At 66.7% G+C, this 16,818-nt stretch carries 18 protein-coding genes; 10 read left to right on the top strand and 8 right to left on the bottom strand.

Annotation, left to right across the window (positions count from 1 at the left end; genetic code table 11):
- Positions 1-6: 6 nt before the first annotated feature.
- The 3 genes from QCE63_RS08615 to QCE63_RS08605 form a co-directional block, all read right to left on the bottom strand.
- Positions 7-1,773, bottom strand: a complete 1,767-nt coding sequence (locus QCE63_RS08615; RefSeq protein WP_309832326.1) for a ShlB/FhaC/HecB family hemolysin secretion/activation protein — start codon at positions 1,771-1,773, stop codon at positions 7-9.
- Positions 1,746-4,184 carry a filamentous hemagglutinin N-terminal domain-containing protein gene (locus QCE63_RS08610; RefSeq protein WP_309832325.1) on the bottom strand — a complete coding sequence of 813 codons (2,439 nt, stop codon included), beginning with the start codon at positions 4,182-4,184 and terminating at the stop codon, positions 1,746-1,748. The genes QCE63_RS08615 and QCE63_RS08610 overlap by 28 nt, the downstream gene beginning before the upstream one ends.
- A 189-nt stretch (positions 4,185-4,373) precedes the next feature.
- Positions 4,374-5,303, bottom strand: coding sequence for a LysR family transcriptional regulator (locus QCE63_RS08605; RefSeq protein ID WP_309832324.1), 930 nt, complete (start codon positions 5,301-5,303; stop codon positions 4,374-4,376).
- Between the two features lie 206 nt (positions 5,304-5,509).
- Between QCE63_RS08605 and QCE63_RS08600 the strand changes: the two genes are divergently transcribed.
- From QCE63_RS08600 to QCE63_RS08590, 3 genes are all read left to right on the top strand, one after another.
- Positions 5,510-5,854: a hypothetical protein gene (locus QCE63_RS08600; RefSeq protein ID WP_309832323.1), complete on the top strand. Its 345-nt coding sequence runs from the start codon at positions 5,510-5,512 to the stop codon at positions 5,852-5,854.
- A 27-nt stretch (positions 5,855-5,881) separates the two neighbouring features.
- Positions 5,882-6,130 (top strand): hypothetical protein, encoded by a 249-nt coding sequence (locus tag QCE63_RS08595; RefSeq protein ID WP_309832322.1) that lies wholly within the window; start codon positions 5,882-5,884, stop codon positions 6,128-6,130.
- A gap of 80 nt (positions 6,131-6,210) precedes the next feature.
- Positions 6,211-6,744 carry a cupin gene (locus tag QCE63_RS08590; protein WP_309832321.1) on the top strand — a complete coding sequence of 178 codons (534 nt, stop codon included), beginning with the start codon at positions 6,211-6,213 and terminating at the stop codon, positions 6,742-6,744.
- A 13-nt stretch (positions 6,745-6,757) separates the two neighbouring features.
- Here the strand turns inward: QCE63_RS08590 and QCE63_RS08585 are convergent, their stop codons facing one another.
- Positions 6,758-7,708 carry a DMT family transporter gene (locus QCE63_RS08585; protein WP_309832320.1) on the bottom strand — a complete coding sequence of 317 codons (951 nt, stop codon included), beginning with the start codon at positions 7,706-7,708 and terminating at the stop codon, positions 6,758-6,760.
- Between the two features lie 340 nt (positions 7,709-8,048).
- Here QCE63_RS08585 and QCE63_RS08580 point away from each other — a divergent pair, with 340 nt between their 5' ends.
- Both QCE63_RS08580 and QCE63_RS08575 read left to right on the top strand, forming a co-directional pair.
- The gene (locus tag QCE63_RS08580; RefSeq protein WP_309832319.1) at positions 8,049-8,504 is read left to right on the top strand and encodes a glycine zipper domain-containing protein; all 456 of its coding nucleotides are present in this window, start codon (positions 8,049-8,051) and stop codon (positions 8,502-8,504) included.
- Between the two features lie 196 nt (positions 8,505-8,700).
- Complete coding sequence (locus QCE63_RS08575; protein WP_309832318.1) at positions 8,701-9,072, top strand: response regulator; 372 nt, start codon at positions 8,701-8,703, stop codon at positions 9,070-9,072.
- 87 nt (positions 9,073-9,159) lie between these two features.
- Here the strand turns inward: QCE63_RS08575 and QCE63_RS08570 are convergent, their stop codons facing one another.
- Positions 9,160-9,435, bottom strand: coding sequence for a DUF1488 domain-containing protein (locus tag QCE63_RS08570; RefSeq protein WP_309832317.1), 276 nt, complete (start codon positions 9,433-9,435; stop codon positions 9,160-9,162).
- 200 nt (positions 9,436-9,635) lie between these two features.
- Positions 9,636-9,857 carry a zinc ribbon domain-containing protein gene (locus tag QCE63_RS08565; protein ID WP_309832316.1) on the bottom strand — a complete coding sequence of 74 codons (222 nt, stop codon included), beginning with the start codon at positions 9,855-9,857 and terminating at the stop codon, positions 9,636-9,638.
- Positions 9,858-10,019: 162 nt separating this feature from the next.
- Here QCE63_RS08565 and QCE63_RS08560 point away from each other — a divergent pair, with 162 nt between their 5' ends.
- Entirely contained in the window at positions 10,020-10,568 is a 549-nt protein-coding gene (locus tag QCE63_RS08560; RefSeq protein WP_309832315.1) for a DUF4142 domain-containing protein, read from the top strand.
- 58 nt (positions 10,569-10,626) lie between these two features.
- Here QCE63_RS08560 and QCE63_RS08555 read toward each other — a convergent pair whose 3' ends face one another.
- Positions 10,627-11,328, bottom strand: a complete 702-nt coding sequence (locus QCE63_RS08555) for a carbonic anhydrase (protein WP_309832314.1) — start codon at positions 11,326-11,328, stop codon at positions 10,627-10,629.
- 253 nt (positions 11,329-11,581) lie between these two features.
- On the opposite strand from QCE63_RS08555, the gene QCE63_RS08550 reads away from it, so the two are divergent.
- The gene (locus QCE63_RS08550) at positions 11,582-11,908 is read left to right on the top strand and encodes a zf-TFIIB domain-containing protein (protein ID WP_309832313.1); all 327 of its coding nucleotides are present in this window, start codon (positions 11,582-11,584) and stop codon (positions 11,906-11,908) included.
- Positions 11,909-11,977: 69 nt separating this feature from the next.
- Positions 11,978-12,484 carry a CBS domain-containing protein gene (locus QCE63_RS08545; RefSeq protein ID WP_309832312.1) on the top strand — a complete coding sequence of 169 codons (507 nt, stop codon included), beginning with the start codon at positions 11,978-11,980 and terminating at the stop codon, positions 12,482-12,484.
- A 10-nt stretch (positions 12,485-12,494) separates the two neighbouring features.
- Here the strand turns inward: QCE63_RS08545 and QCE63_RS08540 are convergent, their stop codons facing one another.
- On the bottom strand, positions 12,495-13,268 hold the full coding sequence (locus tag QCE63_RS08540; protein ID WP_309832311.1) for a hypothetical protein: 774 nt from the start codon (positions 13,266-13,268) through the stop codon (positions 12,495-12,497).
- 740 nt (positions 13,269-14,008) lie between these two features.
- Between QCE63_RS08540 and QCE63_RS08535 the strand changes: the two genes are divergently transcribed.
- Positions 14,009-15,358 carry a hypothetical protein gene (locus QCE63_RS08535; RefSeq protein WP_309832310.1) on the top strand — a complete coding sequence of 450 codons (1,350 nt, stop codon included), beginning with the start codon at positions 14,009-14,011 and terminating at the stop codon, positions 15,356-15,358.
- Positions 15,355-16,674: a glycosyl hydrolase family 5 gene (locus QCE63_RS08530; protein WP_404990093.1), complete on the top strand. Its 1,320-nt coding sequence runs from the start codon at positions 15,355-15,357 to the stop codon at positions 16,672-16,674. The genes QCE63_RS08535 and QCE63_RS08530 overlap by 4 nt, the downstream gene beginning before the upstream one ends.
- Positions 16,675-16,818: the final 144 nt, after the last annotated feature.

The following is a 16,818-nucleotide window of genomic DNA, read 5'->3' as shown; positions in this document are numbered from 1 at the left end:
CCGGTCTCAGAACGATTTGGTGAGCGCGACCCAGAAGCGGTTCGCGTGGCCGGTGCCGAGCGTCGCCGGCACGTAGCCGAGCGTGTGCGCCCAGGACATCGACAGCAGGAGATCGTGCGGGGCGGCCACGCTCGCGCCGATGCCCAGGCCCGAGAGCCGCATGTGATTGCTGCCCGGCACGACCGGATGCGCGACGACCTTGCCGTCGGCGGTATCGACGAATGCGCTCAGCGTGACGCGCACCGGCACGAGCGTCTGGGGCACGCTCTGCCGCAGTTCCAGGCTCGCGATGTAGGCCTCGTCGACGGGCGCGTCGCCGGTGGCGTAGGCGCGCACCGCGTAGGGTCCGCCCAGCGAGATCTGCTCGGACGAGTCGAGGTTGCGTGAACTCGCCTGACCGTTCAGCGAGAAGTACAGCTGCGTCCCGTTGGCCTGCGCGCCCAGAACTTGCGTGTGCGTCAGCGCGAACACGAACTTCGAGAACGAACCCGCGATCTCCGCGGCGGCTTGCCCCGGCTGCGGCGACTTGAAACGCAAGTTGCCGTGCTGGGCGCCGAGGTCGAACGTCGTGATGCTCTTTTCGAGCGTCAGGTTGCCCGACAGCGCCAGGCGCGCGACGTCGCTGTTCTTGTCATCGACGGAATCGAACGCGCCCAGGTGATCCGACAGCAGTTTGTGATCGTAGCCGAGCGTCGCGTACACGTTCGCGGCAGGCGCGCGCAGCAGCGCATAGCTCAGGAAGGTGGACCACACATTCGCGCTGCCGTAGGCGTCGAGGTCGTCGAACTGACCGCCCACCGAGTAGGTCGAGCGCGTATAGCCTGCGCCCCAGCTGAGCCCGCTGCCGCCGAGCGGCACCGCATAGCCGAGATTGCCGTAGAACTGCCCGGTGATCGAGCCGAGCAGCCGCGCGCCCAGCTGGTCGCCGATGCCGAGCGGGTTGTTCCATTGCAACGCGCCGATCAGCCGCGCGGTGCCGGTCGTCGTCTGACCGAAATTGTCGGCCTGCACGCTGCCCGACAGCGCCGGCGCCTGCGGCATCTGTAAGGTGAGGTCGGAGGTGCCCGGCAGGAGGCCCGGCGCAATCGTCGCGTTCGCGCCGGTGGCGCCGGCGGCGTCCTGCGCGAGCAGCGTCGCGCGGGTGAGCGCGTGCTCGTCGATCACGTCGCCGCTGTGCAAGGGGGTGAGGAAGCGTTCGAGCACCGCGTCCCGCGTGCGCGAACGGTTGTCGAGGCCGATGCGTCCGTAATGTCCCTCGCTCACCGCGATGCGCACGATGCCATGGTCGATCTGCTGCGGCGGCACGTAGCCGCGCGCCACCAGATAGCCTTGCTGGCGGTAGAACGCGCTGATGCGGTCGGCGGCGTTGTCGAGATCGTCGAGCGAACGGTTCGGGCCGATGAGCGGACGCACCGCGTCGAGCAGTTGCGCCGACGAGAACACCGTGTTGCCGCTGAATTCGAAGCCCTTCACCTCGAAGCGGATGCCGCCCGGCGCCGGTTCCTGGGGCGTCACGGGCGTGGGCGTCACGTTCAGTCGCAGATCGGACGGCGGCGGCGGGGCGGGTGTTTGCTGCTGCTGTTCCCGCAGGATCGTGCCCGCGTTCGGCAGCGTCTGCGCGCGCGCATCGCGGATGTCGCGCGAGCCGGCGGCAACCAGCGCGGCAAACAGCGCCGCGAAGCGCCGTCGCCGGGCGCGGCTGCCGCTGCGGGCGGCGGGCTTGAGGCGCCGGATGCGCGCGGGCCTCACATGCGGCAGACGTGACCGGGCCATGCGTCGTCCGGCAGACGGCTGCCGTCGCTCGACGAATCCGACCGCTGCTGCACCAGCGGCGCCGACTGCGGCTCGAGGCCCGGCGTCGCATCCGACAACGGCGCGGGATTCGCTGCATCCGTGCGCACCGAATCGAGGATGCCGGGAAGCGTCGCCGCCGTGGCGATCGCGGGTTCGTCAGGCGGCTGATCGGGCGTCGCCGGTGGAGCTTGCGGCGGCGGCGGGGGCGGCTCCGGCGGCGGTCCCGCCGCGATCCGCAACGTGCCGCCCTGGGTCGTGATTCGATAACCGGTCGGGCCGCCGGCCGTGGTGACCGTGATCGCGTATGCGCCGCTCGCCGCGCCGGGCGTGGCGCCCGTGCTCGTCACCGTGAACACGAATGGTTCGTGCACCGTCGGGCTGTCCGCGAACGCGTGGCCGTAGTTCGTGCCGTCGTAGCGCAGTGCGATCGTCACGTCGTTCGGGCCGAGCGTGCGCGGCGTGTCGAACGGCACGTCGAGGTTCACCGCCGTCAGCGTGACCTGCTGCACCGCACCGAACGCGAAGCGGTTGCCGGCGGACGACGCGGCGCGTGTGTCGGGCCGGCCCGTGCCTGGGTCGTAGGCATCGCCCCAGAGCGCGAGATTGCCGCTTTGCAGGCCGCCGAAGCGGTCGGCGTCCGGGGAATCCGAATAGACGATCCAGCGGCCGTTGGGCGTCGAGAGTGCCTGCGGGCCGGCGTGGTTGTCGAAGGACGCCGATGCCAGCGTGATCGCCGTGCCCGGCGCGCGGCTCGACACCGGAGCGGCGAGCGTCAGCGACGGCGCCGCCAGCGTCACCGCGCCGCTCGCTGAGACGCCCGTCACGCCCGTCAAGCCGGCGACGCTGCCGACCGTCAGCGGCGTCGCGCTGGTGACGGAGAGCGCGCCGGCATCGGCGGCGAGGATGCCAATGCGGTTCGATGCATCCGTCAGCGTGTAGGTCCCCGCGCCGCCCTGCAACGCGAGTCCGGCCACCGCGACGGCGGCTCGCTGCGTGGTGACGCCGCCCGTCGACATCGCCAGCGTGCCCTGCGGTGCGCTAATGGCCGCGTCCAGGGCAATCCCGCGCGGCGCGGTGAGTGACAGCGTATTCGAGCCGCTCCATGCGACCGGCCCGTCAATCGACACGACGTCGCCCGCATTGATGCTGACATTGTTCGATACGAGCGCGCGCGACAGCGTGCTGCTCCCGATCGTGTCGGAGCGGCCATCGAAGGCGGAATCGCGATTCGGCCCGACCCGTGCCGTGAAGCCGCTGTCGATGCGCCGCGTGCCGGTCTGGCCCAAAGCGGCTGCCGTCGTGTCGGAGCGGCTTTCGAAGGCGGAGCCGCCGTCCGGCCCGACCCGCGCCGGCAAGCCGCTCTCGATGCGCCACGTGCCGGTCTGGCCGGAAGCGGCCGCCGTCGTGATGCGCGCGTCGTCCGCGACGCTGACCCGGGTGCCCGCCGTCGCCACCGAGCCGCCGTTGCCGCCGCCGGGAGCAGAGGCGTCGAGCGTGCCGCCGACGCGCGCCACGCCGCCTTCCGCGACCAGCCGGATCACGCCGTTTTCGTTCACGGCGCTGCGCGCATGGATGATGCCGGTGTTGTTCACGACGCTGCCGAACAGCGCGTCCTCGGCGCGGGCGGTGAGCCAGGCCTGCCCGCCATCGGCCTGGATGAGTCCGTGATTGGCGGCGAGCGCGTGCAGCGTGCCCTGATCGACCGACAACCCGATCAGGCTGTGGTCGCCGAGTGTGACAGCCACGCGGCGTCCGGCCGCGAGCGCCGTGACGCCTTCAGGGGTCGTGATGGTGCCGGCGTTGAGCACGCGCGCGCCGACCAGCGCGACGTATCCGCCGGGCGCGCTGGTGAGGGTGCCGAGATTGACGACGGGCGCGCCGTCGCGGTCATCGCCGTGACGATGATGGCGAGGGTCCCACCCATGCCGTCGGTCGCCCGCCGCGAAGGCATAGTGGCCGCTCATGAAGTCCTGGGTGGACAGGCCGAGCGTCGAGGCAAGCAGGCCGCCGACGTTTACCTGCGCGCCCGGCCCGAAGATCACGCCATTCGGATTGACGACGAACACCTGTCCGTTGGCGTTCAACTTGCCGAACAGCAGCGAAGGACGCGGCCCGACGACGCGGTTGAGCGCGATCGCGTTCGCGCCCGGCTGATTGAAGGTGACGGATTCGCCTGGGCGGGTGCTGAACCCATTCCAGTCGATGGCCAGGCGGCTGCTGCTCTGCTGGATGACGGTGGCCGAACCGCCGCCGCCGATCGCCCCTGAACCCGCGACGATGCGTCCGCCGCTCGGCCCGGCATGGACAGGCGCACACGCCGCGCCAAGCAACGTGGCGATACAGAGCCGTAAGGTGGGCGATGCGGTGCCCGCGCGCAGAGTGCTGAACATGTCGGCCGACTCCTCTCTGTTGCGGCGCATCGCGCTTAAGCGCTGCGGACGCATCATCAAGCAGTTTAGTGTTCCGAATCATGCTTGCAATTACGCGTTTAGTGAACCTGCGCCGGAGCAGGCTGTGTGCGCTTGCGCACGCAACGCACGCAACGCACTGAGTGTAATGGCGCTTCAGACGCGGGAAGTTCAGGCGTGCTCGCTCGCGAGCGTGCTCTGCACGAATTCCTTCAGGAACGCGACCCAGGTCCGGATCTTCGCGTCGAGATACTGACGCGATGCATACATCGCGTAGATCGTCATCGACTGGAGTTCCCATTCGGGCAGCACGCGCACCAGCGCGCCGCTCTCCAGCCACGGCAGGGCGGCCAGCATCGGCAGTGGCGCGATGCCCAGGCCGTTCGACAGCGCGACAGCCAGCGCATCGGCGGAATTCACGCGCAGCCGGCCCGGCTCCAGATCCACTTCGACCCGGCCGCGCGGGCCATCGCGCGGTCCATCGAAGATCCAGCGGTCGAGCGGGAACACGGTCGTCACCATTTGCAGGCACGCGTGCTTCGGCAAGTCTTCCGGAGCGCGCGGCGCGCCTGCTTTCTTCAGATAGGCGGGCGACGCGCACAGCACACTCGGCATCGAGCAGATTTTGGTGGAAACGAAGGCGGAATCCGGCAGTGTGGACGTGGTGACCCGAAGGAACACGTCGAAGCCTTCGTCGAGCATGTCGGGCACGTGCTGCGACAGCGTCAGTTCGACCCGCACCTGCGGATGCGCTTCCAGATAGTGCGTCAGCGCCGGCACGACGTAATGCTGGCCGAACGTGATCGGCGCATGCATGCGCAGCACGCCGCTCGGCAGAACCTGTGCGTCGCCGGCTTCGGCCTCGGACAGATCGACCAGTTCCAGCACTTCCTTGCAGCGGGCGAGATAGCGGTTGCCCGCGTCGGTGAGCGCGACGCGACGCGTGGTCCGGTTCAGCAGGCGCGTGCGCAGATGAGTTTCGAGTTCGGTCACCGCGCGCGAGGCCTGCGCCGTGGTGATATCCATTTGCTGCGCCGCAGCGGTGAAGCTGGCCGCTTCCGCCACGCGCGCGAAGATTCGCATGCTGCGCAATAGGTCCATCGTGCTGCCGGTTTTTTGACGAAGCCGGAACTATCCCATGGCGGCGGTCCGGCGCGCAACCCGCGCGGCCGGATCGCGCGGCCTGCGTTTCCGCACATTCGTTTCAGGATTCACATCTGTTACAGGACTTGTAAACCGGCGGGCCTGACGCCTCGCTACTCTGGATACATGGCCGGTTTGCGGCCGTAGCCAGGAAGAGGACAACAATGAACGTCAAGGGCCTGATCGGAGTGGGGATCGCACTGTCGGCGGGGCTGGCGTGCGAAGCGGCGATGGCGCGGGTAAGCGTCGGCATCAATCTCGGGGTACCGGTTTATGCGGCGCCCGCGCCGGTCTATGTGGCGCCGCCGCCTCCGGTCTACGTCGCGCCGCCGCCCGTTTATGCCGCGCCGCCTGCGCCGGTCATGGTCCAGCCGGCGCCGGTGGTCATGGCGCCCGGACCCGCCATCTACGTGGGCTGGCATGGCGACCGGTATTGGGACGGCAACCGCTACTGGGCGCGCCGCGACTGGTACGCGCATCACGGCGGCTATGGCTACCGTCACTGGTAAGGGCGATTTTCGCGGGGAGTGCACATCATGGATAACGCGTCACGAACTCGAAGCCCGGCACGCCGCGCACGTCTGTTGGCGGTGAGCGCCACGCTGCTGCTGGCGGCCGGCCTCGGCGGCTGCGTCTATGCGCCGCCTTACGGTTATGCGCCCGCGCCGGCCTACGGTTACGCGCCGGCATATGGATACGCCTACGGTCCCGGCTATTACTCGGCGCCTTCGGTGTCGTTGGGAATTGGCTTCGGCGGAGGCGGAGGTCACTGGCACGGACACTGATGTCGCTGCACACCGGGCGTTCCGTCAGATGGGAACGCCCGTTGCTGCGCCGGTCTTCATCGTTACGGAGACTGCGCATCATGACCGAGCACCCCGCAAGCTTGCTGTCGTCACACGCGCGCTGCGAGCATTTCATGTTGCCCGAGAACGGCTGGGTGCCGAACAACCGGCGTCTGCCGGTCCTGCTCTGGCGCGGCGCGATCGATCCGCGCGCGCCTGACGGCGCCGGCCGCTTCGAAGCCTTGTTCGCCCAGAACGGCTGGCCGCCCCAGTGGCGCGACAGCGTCTTTGACTATCACCACTACCACTCCACCGCGCACGAGGCGCTGGGTATCGCGTCCGGCGATGCCGAGCTGATTCTCGGCGGTCCGCATGGCCGCGTGATCGCGGTCAGCGCGGGCGATGCGCTCGTGCTGCCCGCCGGCACGGGCCATTGCCTGCTCACGGCGGGGCGCCGGTTTCAGGTGGTGGGCGCCTATCCGCCGGGGCAGCAATGGGACATCCGGCGCGAAGCCCTCGATGAGCCGGAGCGCGCCGCCATGGAAGCGCTGCCGTTTCCGGCCAACGATCCCGTCGCGGGCGAAGACGGGCCGCTGCGGCATCACTGGCACTGAGTGAGAACCGCGCTCAGGCCTTGCTCTGTTTCGAAGTTTGGACGCGACGGCCGCCGATGAACGGCACTCGCGTGACGACGCCGGTTGCGAGCGCCGTCCCGACGAGCACGACCGCGCAGGCCGCCGCCATGCCAGGCGACACGTGTTCGGCGAGAAACCACGCGCCCCACAGGATGCCGAAAATCGGAATGACGAAGGTCACGGTGATGGCGCGCGCCGGTCCGGCGACGGCGATCAGGTGAAAGAACATCATGTACGCGACGCCGGTGCAGGCAATGCCCAGTGCGAGTACCGCGCCCCAGGATTGCATCGATACCGCGCCGGCAGGCCACGAGATCAGCGCGAACGGCAGCAGGACGAGAGTAGCGGCGCTCATCGTTCCGGCGGCGACCGTCAGCGAGTCGACCCCCATCAGATGCCGCTTGGTGTAACTCGCGGCGATGCCGTAGCAGAGCGTCGCGGCGAGCGCGGCCAGTGCGGCGAGGGCGGTCGCGAGCGGTGAAACGGCGGCGACACTGGCGTCGTGCACGAACATCTGGTCCCACACCAGCGCGAGCACGCCTGCGAAGCCGAGCGCCAGGCCCGCGATGCGCATGCGCGTGAGCCGGTCGCCGAGCCACAGGAACGCGACCAGCGCGCCCCACAGCGGCGTGGTCGCGTTGATGACCGAGGTCACGCCGGCGGACAGGGTCAGCTCGGCAAACGCGAACAGGCAGAACGGCAGCGCCGAATTCAGAATGCCGACCACGAGCAGCGGCCATGCGCGCTGGCGCATGGTCGTGAGCGCCGGACGCAGCGTCCCGCGCAACACGAGCATCAACAGCAGGAACGCAGCGCCGATGCCGACGCGCAGCGCCATCAGCGGCGCCACGCCGAAATCGGTGACGCCGACGCGGATGAACAGGAACGAGCCGCCCCACAGCGCGGCAAGCACGAACAGTTGAGCGAGATTGGCGGGATTCATGGCTGGGCGGTGTGGTAGGAGTGGATCGTGAAGCCATCGTAATTGCGGCGGCCGTGCTGACGTTTCGGCGCGACGTGAAACAAAACCTGCATTGGAGGCGTGCCGGGCTTTGTTCCACGCCCGCATCGTAGGCGCGCGCGTGCCGGGCGGCAAACGAGCAATTCTCACCGATATGTGAGGAAAATTGACAAACACGGAGCGCTTCTCGGGCGTGGTCAACGTGCTGCCGAGCGGCACATCAGCCGATTGCCGTCATCGGGAATCGGTGCGAACCTTGACGTATGGGTCAGGAAGTACGCTTCTTGCGGCGTAGTGCACGCCGTCCTCTCAGGAGAACACCATGGACAATGCAAACGGCAGCGCATCCCCGATGCAGCCCGGCGAACCGCCGCTGATACGCCGCTCGGTCACCAGCGCGATGGAAGCCGCGCTCGCGCCCGGCGCGGCGCAGGGAAAGGAAGCCACCGTGACGCCACTCGCACCGGGCGAAGCTCACAAGCCCAGTCACCACGCGCTGCACCACGTGCACGGCAGCGTGCTCGAAGGCGGCGACAGTCCGGCGGTGCTCGCACAGCCGGCCGCCGCCGTGGCGGAGCGGCAGGGCAGCCGGTTTCATCCGACGCCACCGGTGGCCCGCCGTGCGCGCGACGCGCTCGCGGACGCACAGCAGCGGGTGGCGAAGCATTACCGGCAGGTGAGCGAGGGCACCGACGACTACGTCCACGACAACCCGTGGAAGTCGATTGCGCTGGCGGCAGCGGGTGGTCTGATCGTCGGCTTGCTGGCGGCGCGCTGAATCGGCGGGCTGGCCGGGATGGCCGCGCCGGATTGTATTTGCGTGACCAAAGCGGGCCTCAACCTTGCTGAACGTGGTTACGCGCGATGCTCTTCATCGCGCGCACGCCATCATGGAAGAACGGTCGTACGACATCTGCACCGAGCGGTGAGAAATCTGGAATCAGCGAACCTCGGCGCTCGCTGGCCCGCGGCGTGTGCTGATCGCGCATTCGGAATCGAATGTCGGCGAATCGTTTGCGTTGCTGTTGGCCATGCGGGGTTTCGAGGCCGTGCAGGCCGGCCAGATGGAGAATGCCCTCGTGCTGGCCCGGAAGTGGCGTCCGCAGGTGCCGTTTGTCGATACCCAGGTTGGCGAGCGGCATGATCACGCCGTCGCACGGATGATGCGGGCCGCGCTGGCCGAGACGGGCAGCGCCGCCGAGCTTACGTTGATGATCGCGTTGGCGGCGGATGCGCTGCGCGATCCGCGCGACAGCCTCTTCGGCGCAGGCTATGACGGCTTTTGCCGGACGCCTTGTCCGGTCTGGTGGATGTACGACGTGCTGAAGTGCTTTTACGCCCATTGAGCCTGAGCCGGAACCCGCTGGCGCGGACGGCCGGCGCATTCCGGCAAGGTCGGAATGCGCCAATGGGACACGTTTTGAAACGGGGCGTCACATGCTTTTCGACGTCTTGAAGTCGTTGGTTTCCAGTTCGACCGATTGACCGTGATTACGCTCGAGCGCACGCCGGGCTGCGTCCTCGATCTGCAAGCGTCCGCCTTCGAAGGCGGAAAGAAGGTCATGCGAAGACGTACCGGTGTTGCCGAAGTGATCGTTGAGCGCATCGAGGGAGACGCTGCACCAGACTTCGCGATTGTCCACCTTGGCCTCGAATGCGACACGTGCTGCCGCCACGACATGACGTCGTCCGCTGAACTCAATCGTCATCCTCATCACCTCCTGACATTCGTTGGGAATACGCAGAACGCGCTCATCGCAGGCGACGCAACCACGCTGCGCAACGACGATGCTCCCGACGGCAGGCGTGGCCCACCGTCTGAGCGCATCATACGCCCGGCCTCGCGGCCGAGCCTCTCAACCTGTCCTTGCAATGGACGTGCCCGAAGGCGCGCCCGGGGCCACGCCTTCTAGCAGCACGCACATCCGCCGCGATGGCGCATGCCGTAACTTCCGGTGTCCTCCGCGCCGGAAGCCTGCGCGCCCGCCCCCCCGACGCTCGGCGCACCGATGGTCACGCGCACGGCCGCGACGCCGCATTCGGGACAGGCGGCGGGACCGTCGCGCTCGGCGATACGGCGGACGGCTTCGAATGCGCCGCAGGATGCGCAGTCGTAATCGTAGACAGGCATGGGTGGTCCGTTCGGGGAGGGTGGCTTGTCCATTCAGTTTAGCAAGCTGGCGCAGACCGTTCATCGTCAGTCCGCCGCGTGACCGTGCCCCAGCGACATGGCGTGGCATTGCCATTGCTGACCAGCGGGGGAATGGTCCGTTTACGCGCTCAAGGAGAGTCGATGAAACGCAATGCAACCCTGCGCGCAGCGCTGGCTTCCGCGGTGATTGCGGCAGTTCCGCTCGGCGCACTCGCCCAGACCGAAGTGGCCAGCACGACGGTCGCCAACGACTTGCCGCCGGTGGACAAGGCTTTCGTGCAGGCGGCGTCTTCCGCCGGATCCACGGAAATCGATGCCGCCAAGCTTGCGACGAAACAGTCGCAGGACAAGGACGTCAAGAGCTTCGCCCATCACATGATGGTGGATCACATGAAGCTGGCCATGCAGCTCAAGATGGCCGCGCCGCATGGCGTGACGGTGCCAATGAACAATTCCGACCCGTCCGCGCTCGATTCGCTGAAGGCGCTGCACGGCAAGGCGTTCGATACCGCCTATATCCAGAAGCTCGGCATCCAGGGGCATCAGGAAGCGGTGCAGGTGTTCCAGAAGGAAGCCGCCGAAGGCCAGAACGCCAAACTCAAGCAGGCCGCCCAGAAGGCCCTGCCGACGATTCAGTCGCACCTGAAGATGGCGCAGGATCTCGCGGCCAGGAAGGGCTTGCAGGAGTAACGCGCTTCGGCCTGCTGCAAGGGCAGGCCGAAGCGGCAGGACGCCGCGCGCCGCTGTCCTAGCGCGCGGCCTTGCGCAGCATGCGCAAACGCGCCTGTTCGAGCGTTTCGAACTTGCTGTCGGCTTCGTCGTACACCGACACCTTGCCGCGGCCGATGTCGTACACCCATCCCTGTACCTGGATCTTGCCCAGCGCGAGCTGCCCGGCCACCGCCGGATGCGTGCGCAAATGGGTCAGTTGCAGGCGGACGTTCTCTTCCACCATGGCCTGGACGATCCGCTCTTCCTCGAGCTTGCGCGCCATCACCACACTGCGGGCGGCCTCCGCGTTGCGCAGCCAGGCATGCACGGTCGGCATTTCCTCGGCGATGGTCGCGCCCGAAGCGAGACCCTTCATCGCGCCGCAGTCCGAGTGACCGCAGATCACGATCTGCCGCACGTTCAGCGCGAGCACCGCGTACTCCACCACGGCCGACACGCCCCCCAGCATCTCGCCATAAGCCGGCACGATATTGCCGATGTTGCGGCACACGAACAGCTCGCCGGGACGCGTCTGCGTGATCATCTCCGGCGACACGCGCGAGTCCGCGCAGGTAATGAACAGCGTGTGCGGCGTCTGGCGGCGCGCGAGGCTCTTGAAGAGCGCTTCGCTGTCGGGAAACACGTGACGGCCGAAATCGTCGACGCCCTGTAGCAGATACAAAAGATCAGGCGTCTCGAAGCCTTCGCGCTCGTCGTTCTTCGCGGATGTATCGGGCATGGGAAAACCTTTTAGCGGTGCGTGTGCGACGCGTGGCGGCGTCGCCTCTGGACGAGAGCTTGCGGATTTTCGGCAGCGGCTGCAAGTCGTCCATTCGGACAGCGCGTATTCGAGCCCGAAAAACCCCGTTACCGGCGCGTAAATGGCCGCTTAGTTCGGCTAATCCGAAGCAAAAGATCCAAAAACACGTATTTTTCGACAGCAATCGTTTCGCTAAATTGCTTTCATTGAAAGCGAAAAGTAAGGAAGCGAAATGAAATGTCCCGTGTGCCCCGCAAACGACCTGCTGATGTCCGTCCGCGAGGGCATCGAAATCGATTATTGCCCGCAGTGCCGCGGCGTGTGGCTCGACCGCGGCGAACTCGACCAGCTGATCCGGCGCGCCGAGCAGGCGTCGCTTGCCGAGGTAAAGACCGAGCGTGACGAGTGGCGCCGCGAGCAGGAACACGGGCGCGAGCGTCGCCCGCTGCGCGGTGACGAAACCCGTCACGACGACCATCGCTACGTCGATCCACGCAATGGGCGCGAGCATCCGCGGCGCAAGAAGTCCTTCCTCGGCGAACTATTCGACTTCGATTGAGAACGCCCGCAGTTCATCCCGCCCGCAGTTCATCTCGCAATCACCACCGCAGCACCACGGAGAACGTCAATGGCAACGGTCAAGCAGGTCCTTCAAAGCAAACGTGACGCGACGGTCCACACCATCGACGCGGAAGCAAGCGTCCATGAAGCAGTCTTGTTGATGTCGAAGGCGCAGGTCGGCGCGCTGGTGGTCCTGGTCGGCGATGCGGTGTGCGGCGTCGTCACCGAACGCGACTATGCGCGCAAGGTGATCCTGATGGACCGGGCGTCGCGCACGACCACGGTCTGCCAGATCATGACCGCGCCCGTGCTGTCCGTGCGCCTCGGTACAAGCACGGAAGACTGCATGGCGCTCATGACCCGGCACCGCATCCGGCATCTGCCGGTGATGGAGGCGGACAGGCTCGTGGGCATGGTGTCGATCGGCGACATGGTGCGCCAGCTGATCGACGAGCAGCAGTTCGCCATCGAGCAGCTCGAGCGCTACGTGCGCGGCCCGCACGACGATGCGCCGACATGTGCGCTCACACGCCGCAGCATGATTCCGCAGACCCTCGAGACGCGCTTCTCCTGATTTCGCGCGATCAGGTGGCGTCCATGCCGGCGATCGGCTCGACCGGGCGCGCGGGGTCCGTCGGCGGCGCGAAGTCGCGGCGGAAACGGTTGAGCGCCGAGAGTCCCATCGAGAGGCCCGGATCCAGGTAATGGACGATCAGACTGCGGCGCTCGCCGTTCAGAACGTCGAGATTGCAGTGCTGCATGAGAAAGCCGTTGAAGATGAACACGCTGCCGGGCTTGCCCTTGACACGCGTGCAGGTGCCTTGCTTCAGATGCCGTTGCGTGCGTGCGGTGCGCATCGGCAGCGGCAGGTGGCGCTCGGTCCATTGCAGGCTCTTGGTGAAGAGATTGCTCACGCGGCCCGGCAGGCCGCGCGGCTTTGTATAGGCGATGAGATCGCCGGCGCGCTCGTTGTCGTCGGCCGACTGCAGCAGGATCACGAGCGTCAGCACGTGCGAATCATAGTGACGGCAATGGCTGTTCGCGTGCTCCGCGACGCTGCCCACGCGCAGGCCGAACCATGGACCCATCGCGGCCTTCGCCTGCAACGTGTTGTCGATCCATTCGGACGCAAGCCGCACCGATTCGCTCTCCAGTTCCTTGAACTTCGGAATCTCGCGCAGCGTGTGCAGGATGTCCTTGGCGCTGTTGAAGAACTGCTTGTGATCCGGCGTCGCTGCATGAGCGGCGTCGAGCTTTCCCTTGATTTCGGCAAGCAAGGGCTTGGGCACGACCGATTCGAAGACCGCGAGTTCTCCCCGGCATGCCCGCAGCAGCGCCGCGTGGTCTTGTTTTTTCATGGCTTCCCCGACGATGACGACTGGTTGACTGCGATGCATGGCGGACGTGGATGCATGGGCGTCGCCGGCGCGCCTGTCGACGCGTGAGTCCGCCCGCCCGGCGCAAACCGCTGCGGCCGGTTGCTGCGACATGACGTGACGGCGCGTGCCGACGCATCTGCGGCGCGCTGCATGGTGGTCTGTCCATGCAGCGGCGCGCGTAACGGCTGCGCGTGAGAATGACACCTGCTGGTCTCGCTCATGGCGGTTTCTTGTTTTTGCTTGTTTTGATGTGTCGTGCCCGGGTCCTTGTCGACCCGTTGCGCAGTCCGTTTGCCGTCTCCTCCATGACTAACCAGTGAGACCATTTTTCGGACTTTGTGCGGCAATCCTAATGGCAGGGTTGCAGCGCGAATGTACGACGGCGCACGCGCTCTGCGGCGGCGCGCACGTCGGACAAACCCCGAGCGGTACGACCAATCAATGCCTGGACCGAGCGGGCATCGCCCCGGCAAACGTTCTCCGCGCCCTGCGTTATGAGCGCCAGCCGACACAGCAAACGTTGGCGAGCAGGGGCCGCCCGGTGCTACGTGCGTCCGCGCACGGATGACCATTAAGCATCCGGGTAATTTTCGATCTCAACAAAACGGGCCCGGCCAGGCTCGATACGCACACCGCGACGCTTGAACAGAATCACAACGCGTTTTCACCGGTGCATGCGGCAAACGACGATCCGAACACGGACATATGACGGGGTATCAATGAACAGGGCAACGCTCGAAGACAAACTCTGGGTGGCGACCTTCATCATCGCGGTGTCGAGCGACGTGCTTTCGGGCGTGATCCGCTATGCGACCTCGATGATCCACCTGGCGCCCGCGACCTATCTGCCCAAGCTGCTGATGCTCGCCTGGGTGCTCCTCGTTGTCATCAAGCGGCCGAAAGCCAATCACGCGCTCATCGCGCTGTATCTGCTCGCGCAATCCTTCGTGTCCCTGGCGCACGGCGTGGCGCCCGAAGCGGTCGGCTTCTGGGTGTGGACCGTGATGCCGATGCTGTTCGCCCTCACGGCCTCGCCGCAAGCGCTGCAGCTCCTCAACAGCGGCGCGGCGCGGATGGCCTTCTTCCTGCTGGCCGCCGCCTGCTTCATCGGCCTGCTGCTGAACAGCTTCGCGCCGATGCCATGGGTCGGGCAGAGCGTATCGGTGGGCGGGCATAACGTCTCCGTGGCGATGAACTCGTATGTCGGCGTCGCCTCGCGGCTGACCGGCTTCGGCCGCGATAGCGCCTCCACCGGTCTGATGGTCGGCCTCTTGACCACCTGGCTCCTGACGCGCACGCGTTCCAAACTGCTGCAGCTGGTGCTGCTCGGCTGCGCGGGCGCCGCCGTGTACGCCACCACCAACAAGACCGCGCCGGTGGCGATGGCGCTGGTGGTCTGCGCACACTGCTTCTTCGCCACGCCGACCATCAAGCGCGCCTGCCTGTGGGCGATCGGCGTGGCGGTCGGCTTCCCGATCGTGACCTTCCTCGCCACGGCGGCAATCAATCTGGCGGGCTCCAGCTACGTGACACTGGCCTCGTTCCAGGACCGCATGTGGAATACGTGGCCGCGGCTGATCGAAGGGCTGCTCAAGGACAATCGCATCTGGCTGGGTCTCGGCCCGGGCGGCTTCGGTTCGGCATCGACCTATTACGAGAGCGCCTTTGGCTTCCAGGTCGCCTACGCGGACAACACTGTGCTGTACGCGGTCGCGAGCTTCGGCCTGATCGGCACGGTGGTCCTCGTCTGGGCGCTCGTGCGCCTGATGCTGCGCGCCGACGACAACGCCGTGCGCACCTCCTGGGTGATGCTGCTGTATCTGCTGTTCGCCTGCGCCAGCACGGACATCTGCGAATCGATTGGCTGTCTGCTGTTCCTCGGCGTGACGATCCGCTATCTGCACGTCAGCGTGCCCGAGTCGTACAGCCGTCTGAGTCCGATGAACCCGTTGAGCCGTATCACGACGCCGGGTCAGACTCCCGCGTCCGGCGTGGTGATCGACGAGCACCAGCATCTCGACCCGCGCCTGAATGCGCCGGTGACGAGCTACGGGAGGCATCTGACGTGAGAAGCCTCGGTCCTCGCCTGGCCCGGCGCGTGACGCTGGCCGGCCTCCTTGCGTGCTGCGGCGCCTTGCTGGCCGCCTCGCCCGCACCGACGGTCACGCTCGACGGCTCGGCCAGTTCCGCCGAAGAGCACTATGTCGCGGCGCCGCGCTTCGGCGCGTCGCGGGCGAACACCGGCGTGGCGATCCACCAGATCAGCGATCCGCGTCTGCTCGACGCCGTGAAGGACGTCGGCTTCTCGTTCGTGCGCACCGATCTCTTCTGGGAAGAGGTGCAGGCGCGGGACGGCTGGCACTACGGCGAGTTCGACGGCCTGGTGTCAAACCTTCAGGCCCGCGGCCTGGGCGCGCTCCTCATCCTCGGCTACAAGCACTACCTGTTCAGCCCGGACCAGCCGCCCACCAGCGCGCCGCAGCTCGCCGCCTTCCGCACGTATGTCTATCAGTCGGTGTACCGGTATCGCAACGCGCCGGTGCGCTTCGAAGTGTGGAACGAGCAGGACCACAAGGATTACTGGCTCGCGCCGCCTTCGCCGCGCGCCTATCGCGCGCTGCTCGAGACGGCGGTGAGCGCCGCGCATCAGGCGAATCCGGACGTCACGATCGCGACCGGCGGCGTGCAGCAGGTGGACCGCGACTTCATCCGCGCGGTGGGCGACATGAGCGCGTCGACGTCGAAGAGCGGACCGGACGCGGTGAGCGTGCATCCGTACCGACAGCAATATCCGGAGACGGTGCTCGACGACTATGCCGCGCTGCGCGAAGACCTCTCGACGTATCAGAAGCGTCCGCAAGTGTGGGCAACCGAATGGTCATACCCGACCTATGCGTACGACTATGTGAAGGACATCGGCAACGGGCACTCGCCGGAAGCGCGAGCCCGCCAGGCGAAGTATGCGGTGCGGTTGTTCCTCATGAACTGGATGGCGCAGGTCGGCCTGACTTCGTATTACGACATGCGCAACGACGGTCGCGATCCGAAGGAGATGGAACACAACTTCGGCTTGCTCGACGCGGACAACGCGAAGCTGCCGGCGTATCACGCGGTGAAGCATCTGTTCGGTTTCACGGCGGGCGTGAAGAACGCGCGCTACTTCATGGATGACGCCGAGAAAATCGCGGTGCTCAAGTTCGAGACGGGCGGCGCGACGAAGTACGTGGTGTGGTGCTACGGCGCGGGCAACGTGATGAATGTCGATGTCTCGCGCTTGCCGTCGAACGCGGTCGTTACCGATATGTACGGCAGGCCGATCACCGGTCGCGGCGTGCTGGCCGTGACCGAAGCGCAGGGTCCGGTGTTCGTCACCGCGGGTTCGTGACCCAGGCAACGAGATGTGAGTTTCAGGTTTGCGGTGGTGTGCGGGGAGGGCGGGGTGCGGACGGGGAAAACGCACCCCTGCCCAGTTGAATCGATTTGGATGCCGTAATGGATTTGCCGACGATGGCCAGTCGTAGCTGACGTC

Origin of the sequence: Caballeronia sp. LZ065 (assembly GCF_031450975.1) — a bacterium.
Taxonomy (GTDB): Bacteria; Pseudomonadota; Gammaproteobacteria; order Burkholderiales; family Burkholderiaceae; genus Caballeronia.
This window is presented reverse-complemented; position numbering and strand designations above follow the sequence as displayed.

Bases quoted from the DNA above. Each gene is read 5' to 3' on its own strand.
- QCE63_RS08615 (WP_309832326.1), bottom strand. From the start codon at position 1,773: ATGGCCCGGTCACGTCTGCCGCATGTGAGGCCCGCGCGCATCCGGCGC.
- QCE63_RS08610 (WP_309832325.1), bottom strand. From the start codon at position 4,184: ATGTTCAGCACTCTGCGCGCGGGCACCGCATCGCCCACCTTACGGCTC.
- QCE63_RS08605 (WP_309832324.1), bottom strand. From the start codon at position 5,303: ATGGACCTATTGCGCAGCATGCGAATCTTCGCGCGCGTGGCGGAAGCG.
- QCE63_RS08600 (WP_309832323.1), top strand. From the start codon at position 5,510: ATGAACGTCAAGGGCCTGATCGGAGTGGGGATCGCACTGTCGGCGGGG.
- QCE63_RS08595 (WP_309832322.1), top strand. From the start codon at position 5,882: ATGGATAACGCGTCACGAACTCGAAGCCCGGCACGCCGCGCACGTCTG.
- QCE63_RS08590 (WP_309832321.1), top strand. From the start codon at position 6,211: ATGACCGAGCACCCCGCAAGCTTGCTGTCGTCACACGCGCGCTGCGAG.
- QCE63_RS08585 (WP_309832320.1), bottom strand. From the start codon at position 7,708: ATGAATCCCGCCAATCTCGCTCAACTGTTCGTGCTTGCCGCGCTGTGG.
- QCE63_RS08580 (WP_309832319.1), top strand. From the start codon at position 8,049: ATGGACAATGCAAACGGCAGCGCATCCCCGATGCAGCCCGGCGAACCG.
- QCE63_RS08570 (WP_309832317.1), bottom strand. From the start codon at position 9,435: ATGACGATTGAGTTCAGCGGACGACGTCATGTCGTGGCGGCAGCACGT.
- QCE63_RS08565 (WP_309832316.1), bottom strand. From the start codon at position 9,857: ATGCCTGTCTACGATTACGACTGCGCATCCTGCGGCGCATTCGAAGCC.
- QCE63_RS08560 (WP_309832315.1), top strand. From the start codon at position 10,020: ATGAAACGCAATGCAACCCTGCGCGCAGCGCTGGCTTCCGCGGTGATT.
- QCE63_RS08555 (WP_309832314.1), bottom strand. From the start codon at position 11,328: ATGCCCGATACATCCGCGAAGAACGACGAGCGCGAAGGCTTCGAGACG.
- QCE63_RS08550 (WP_309832313.1), top strand. From the start codon at position 11,582: ATGAAATGTCCCGTGTGCCCCGCAAACGACCTGCTGATGTCCGTCCGC.
- QCE63_RS08545 (WP_309832312.1), top strand. From the start codon at position 11,978: ATGGCAACGGTCAAGCAGGTCCTTCAAAGCAAACGTGACGCGACGGTC.
- QCE63_RS08540 (WP_309832311.1), bottom strand. From the start codon at position 13,268: ATGAAAAAACAAGACCACGCGGCGCTGCTGCGGGCATGCCGGGGAGAA.
- QCE63_RS08535 (WP_309832310.1), top strand. From the start codon at position 14,009: ATGAACAGGGCAACGCTCGAAGACAAACTCTGGGTGGCGACCTTCATC.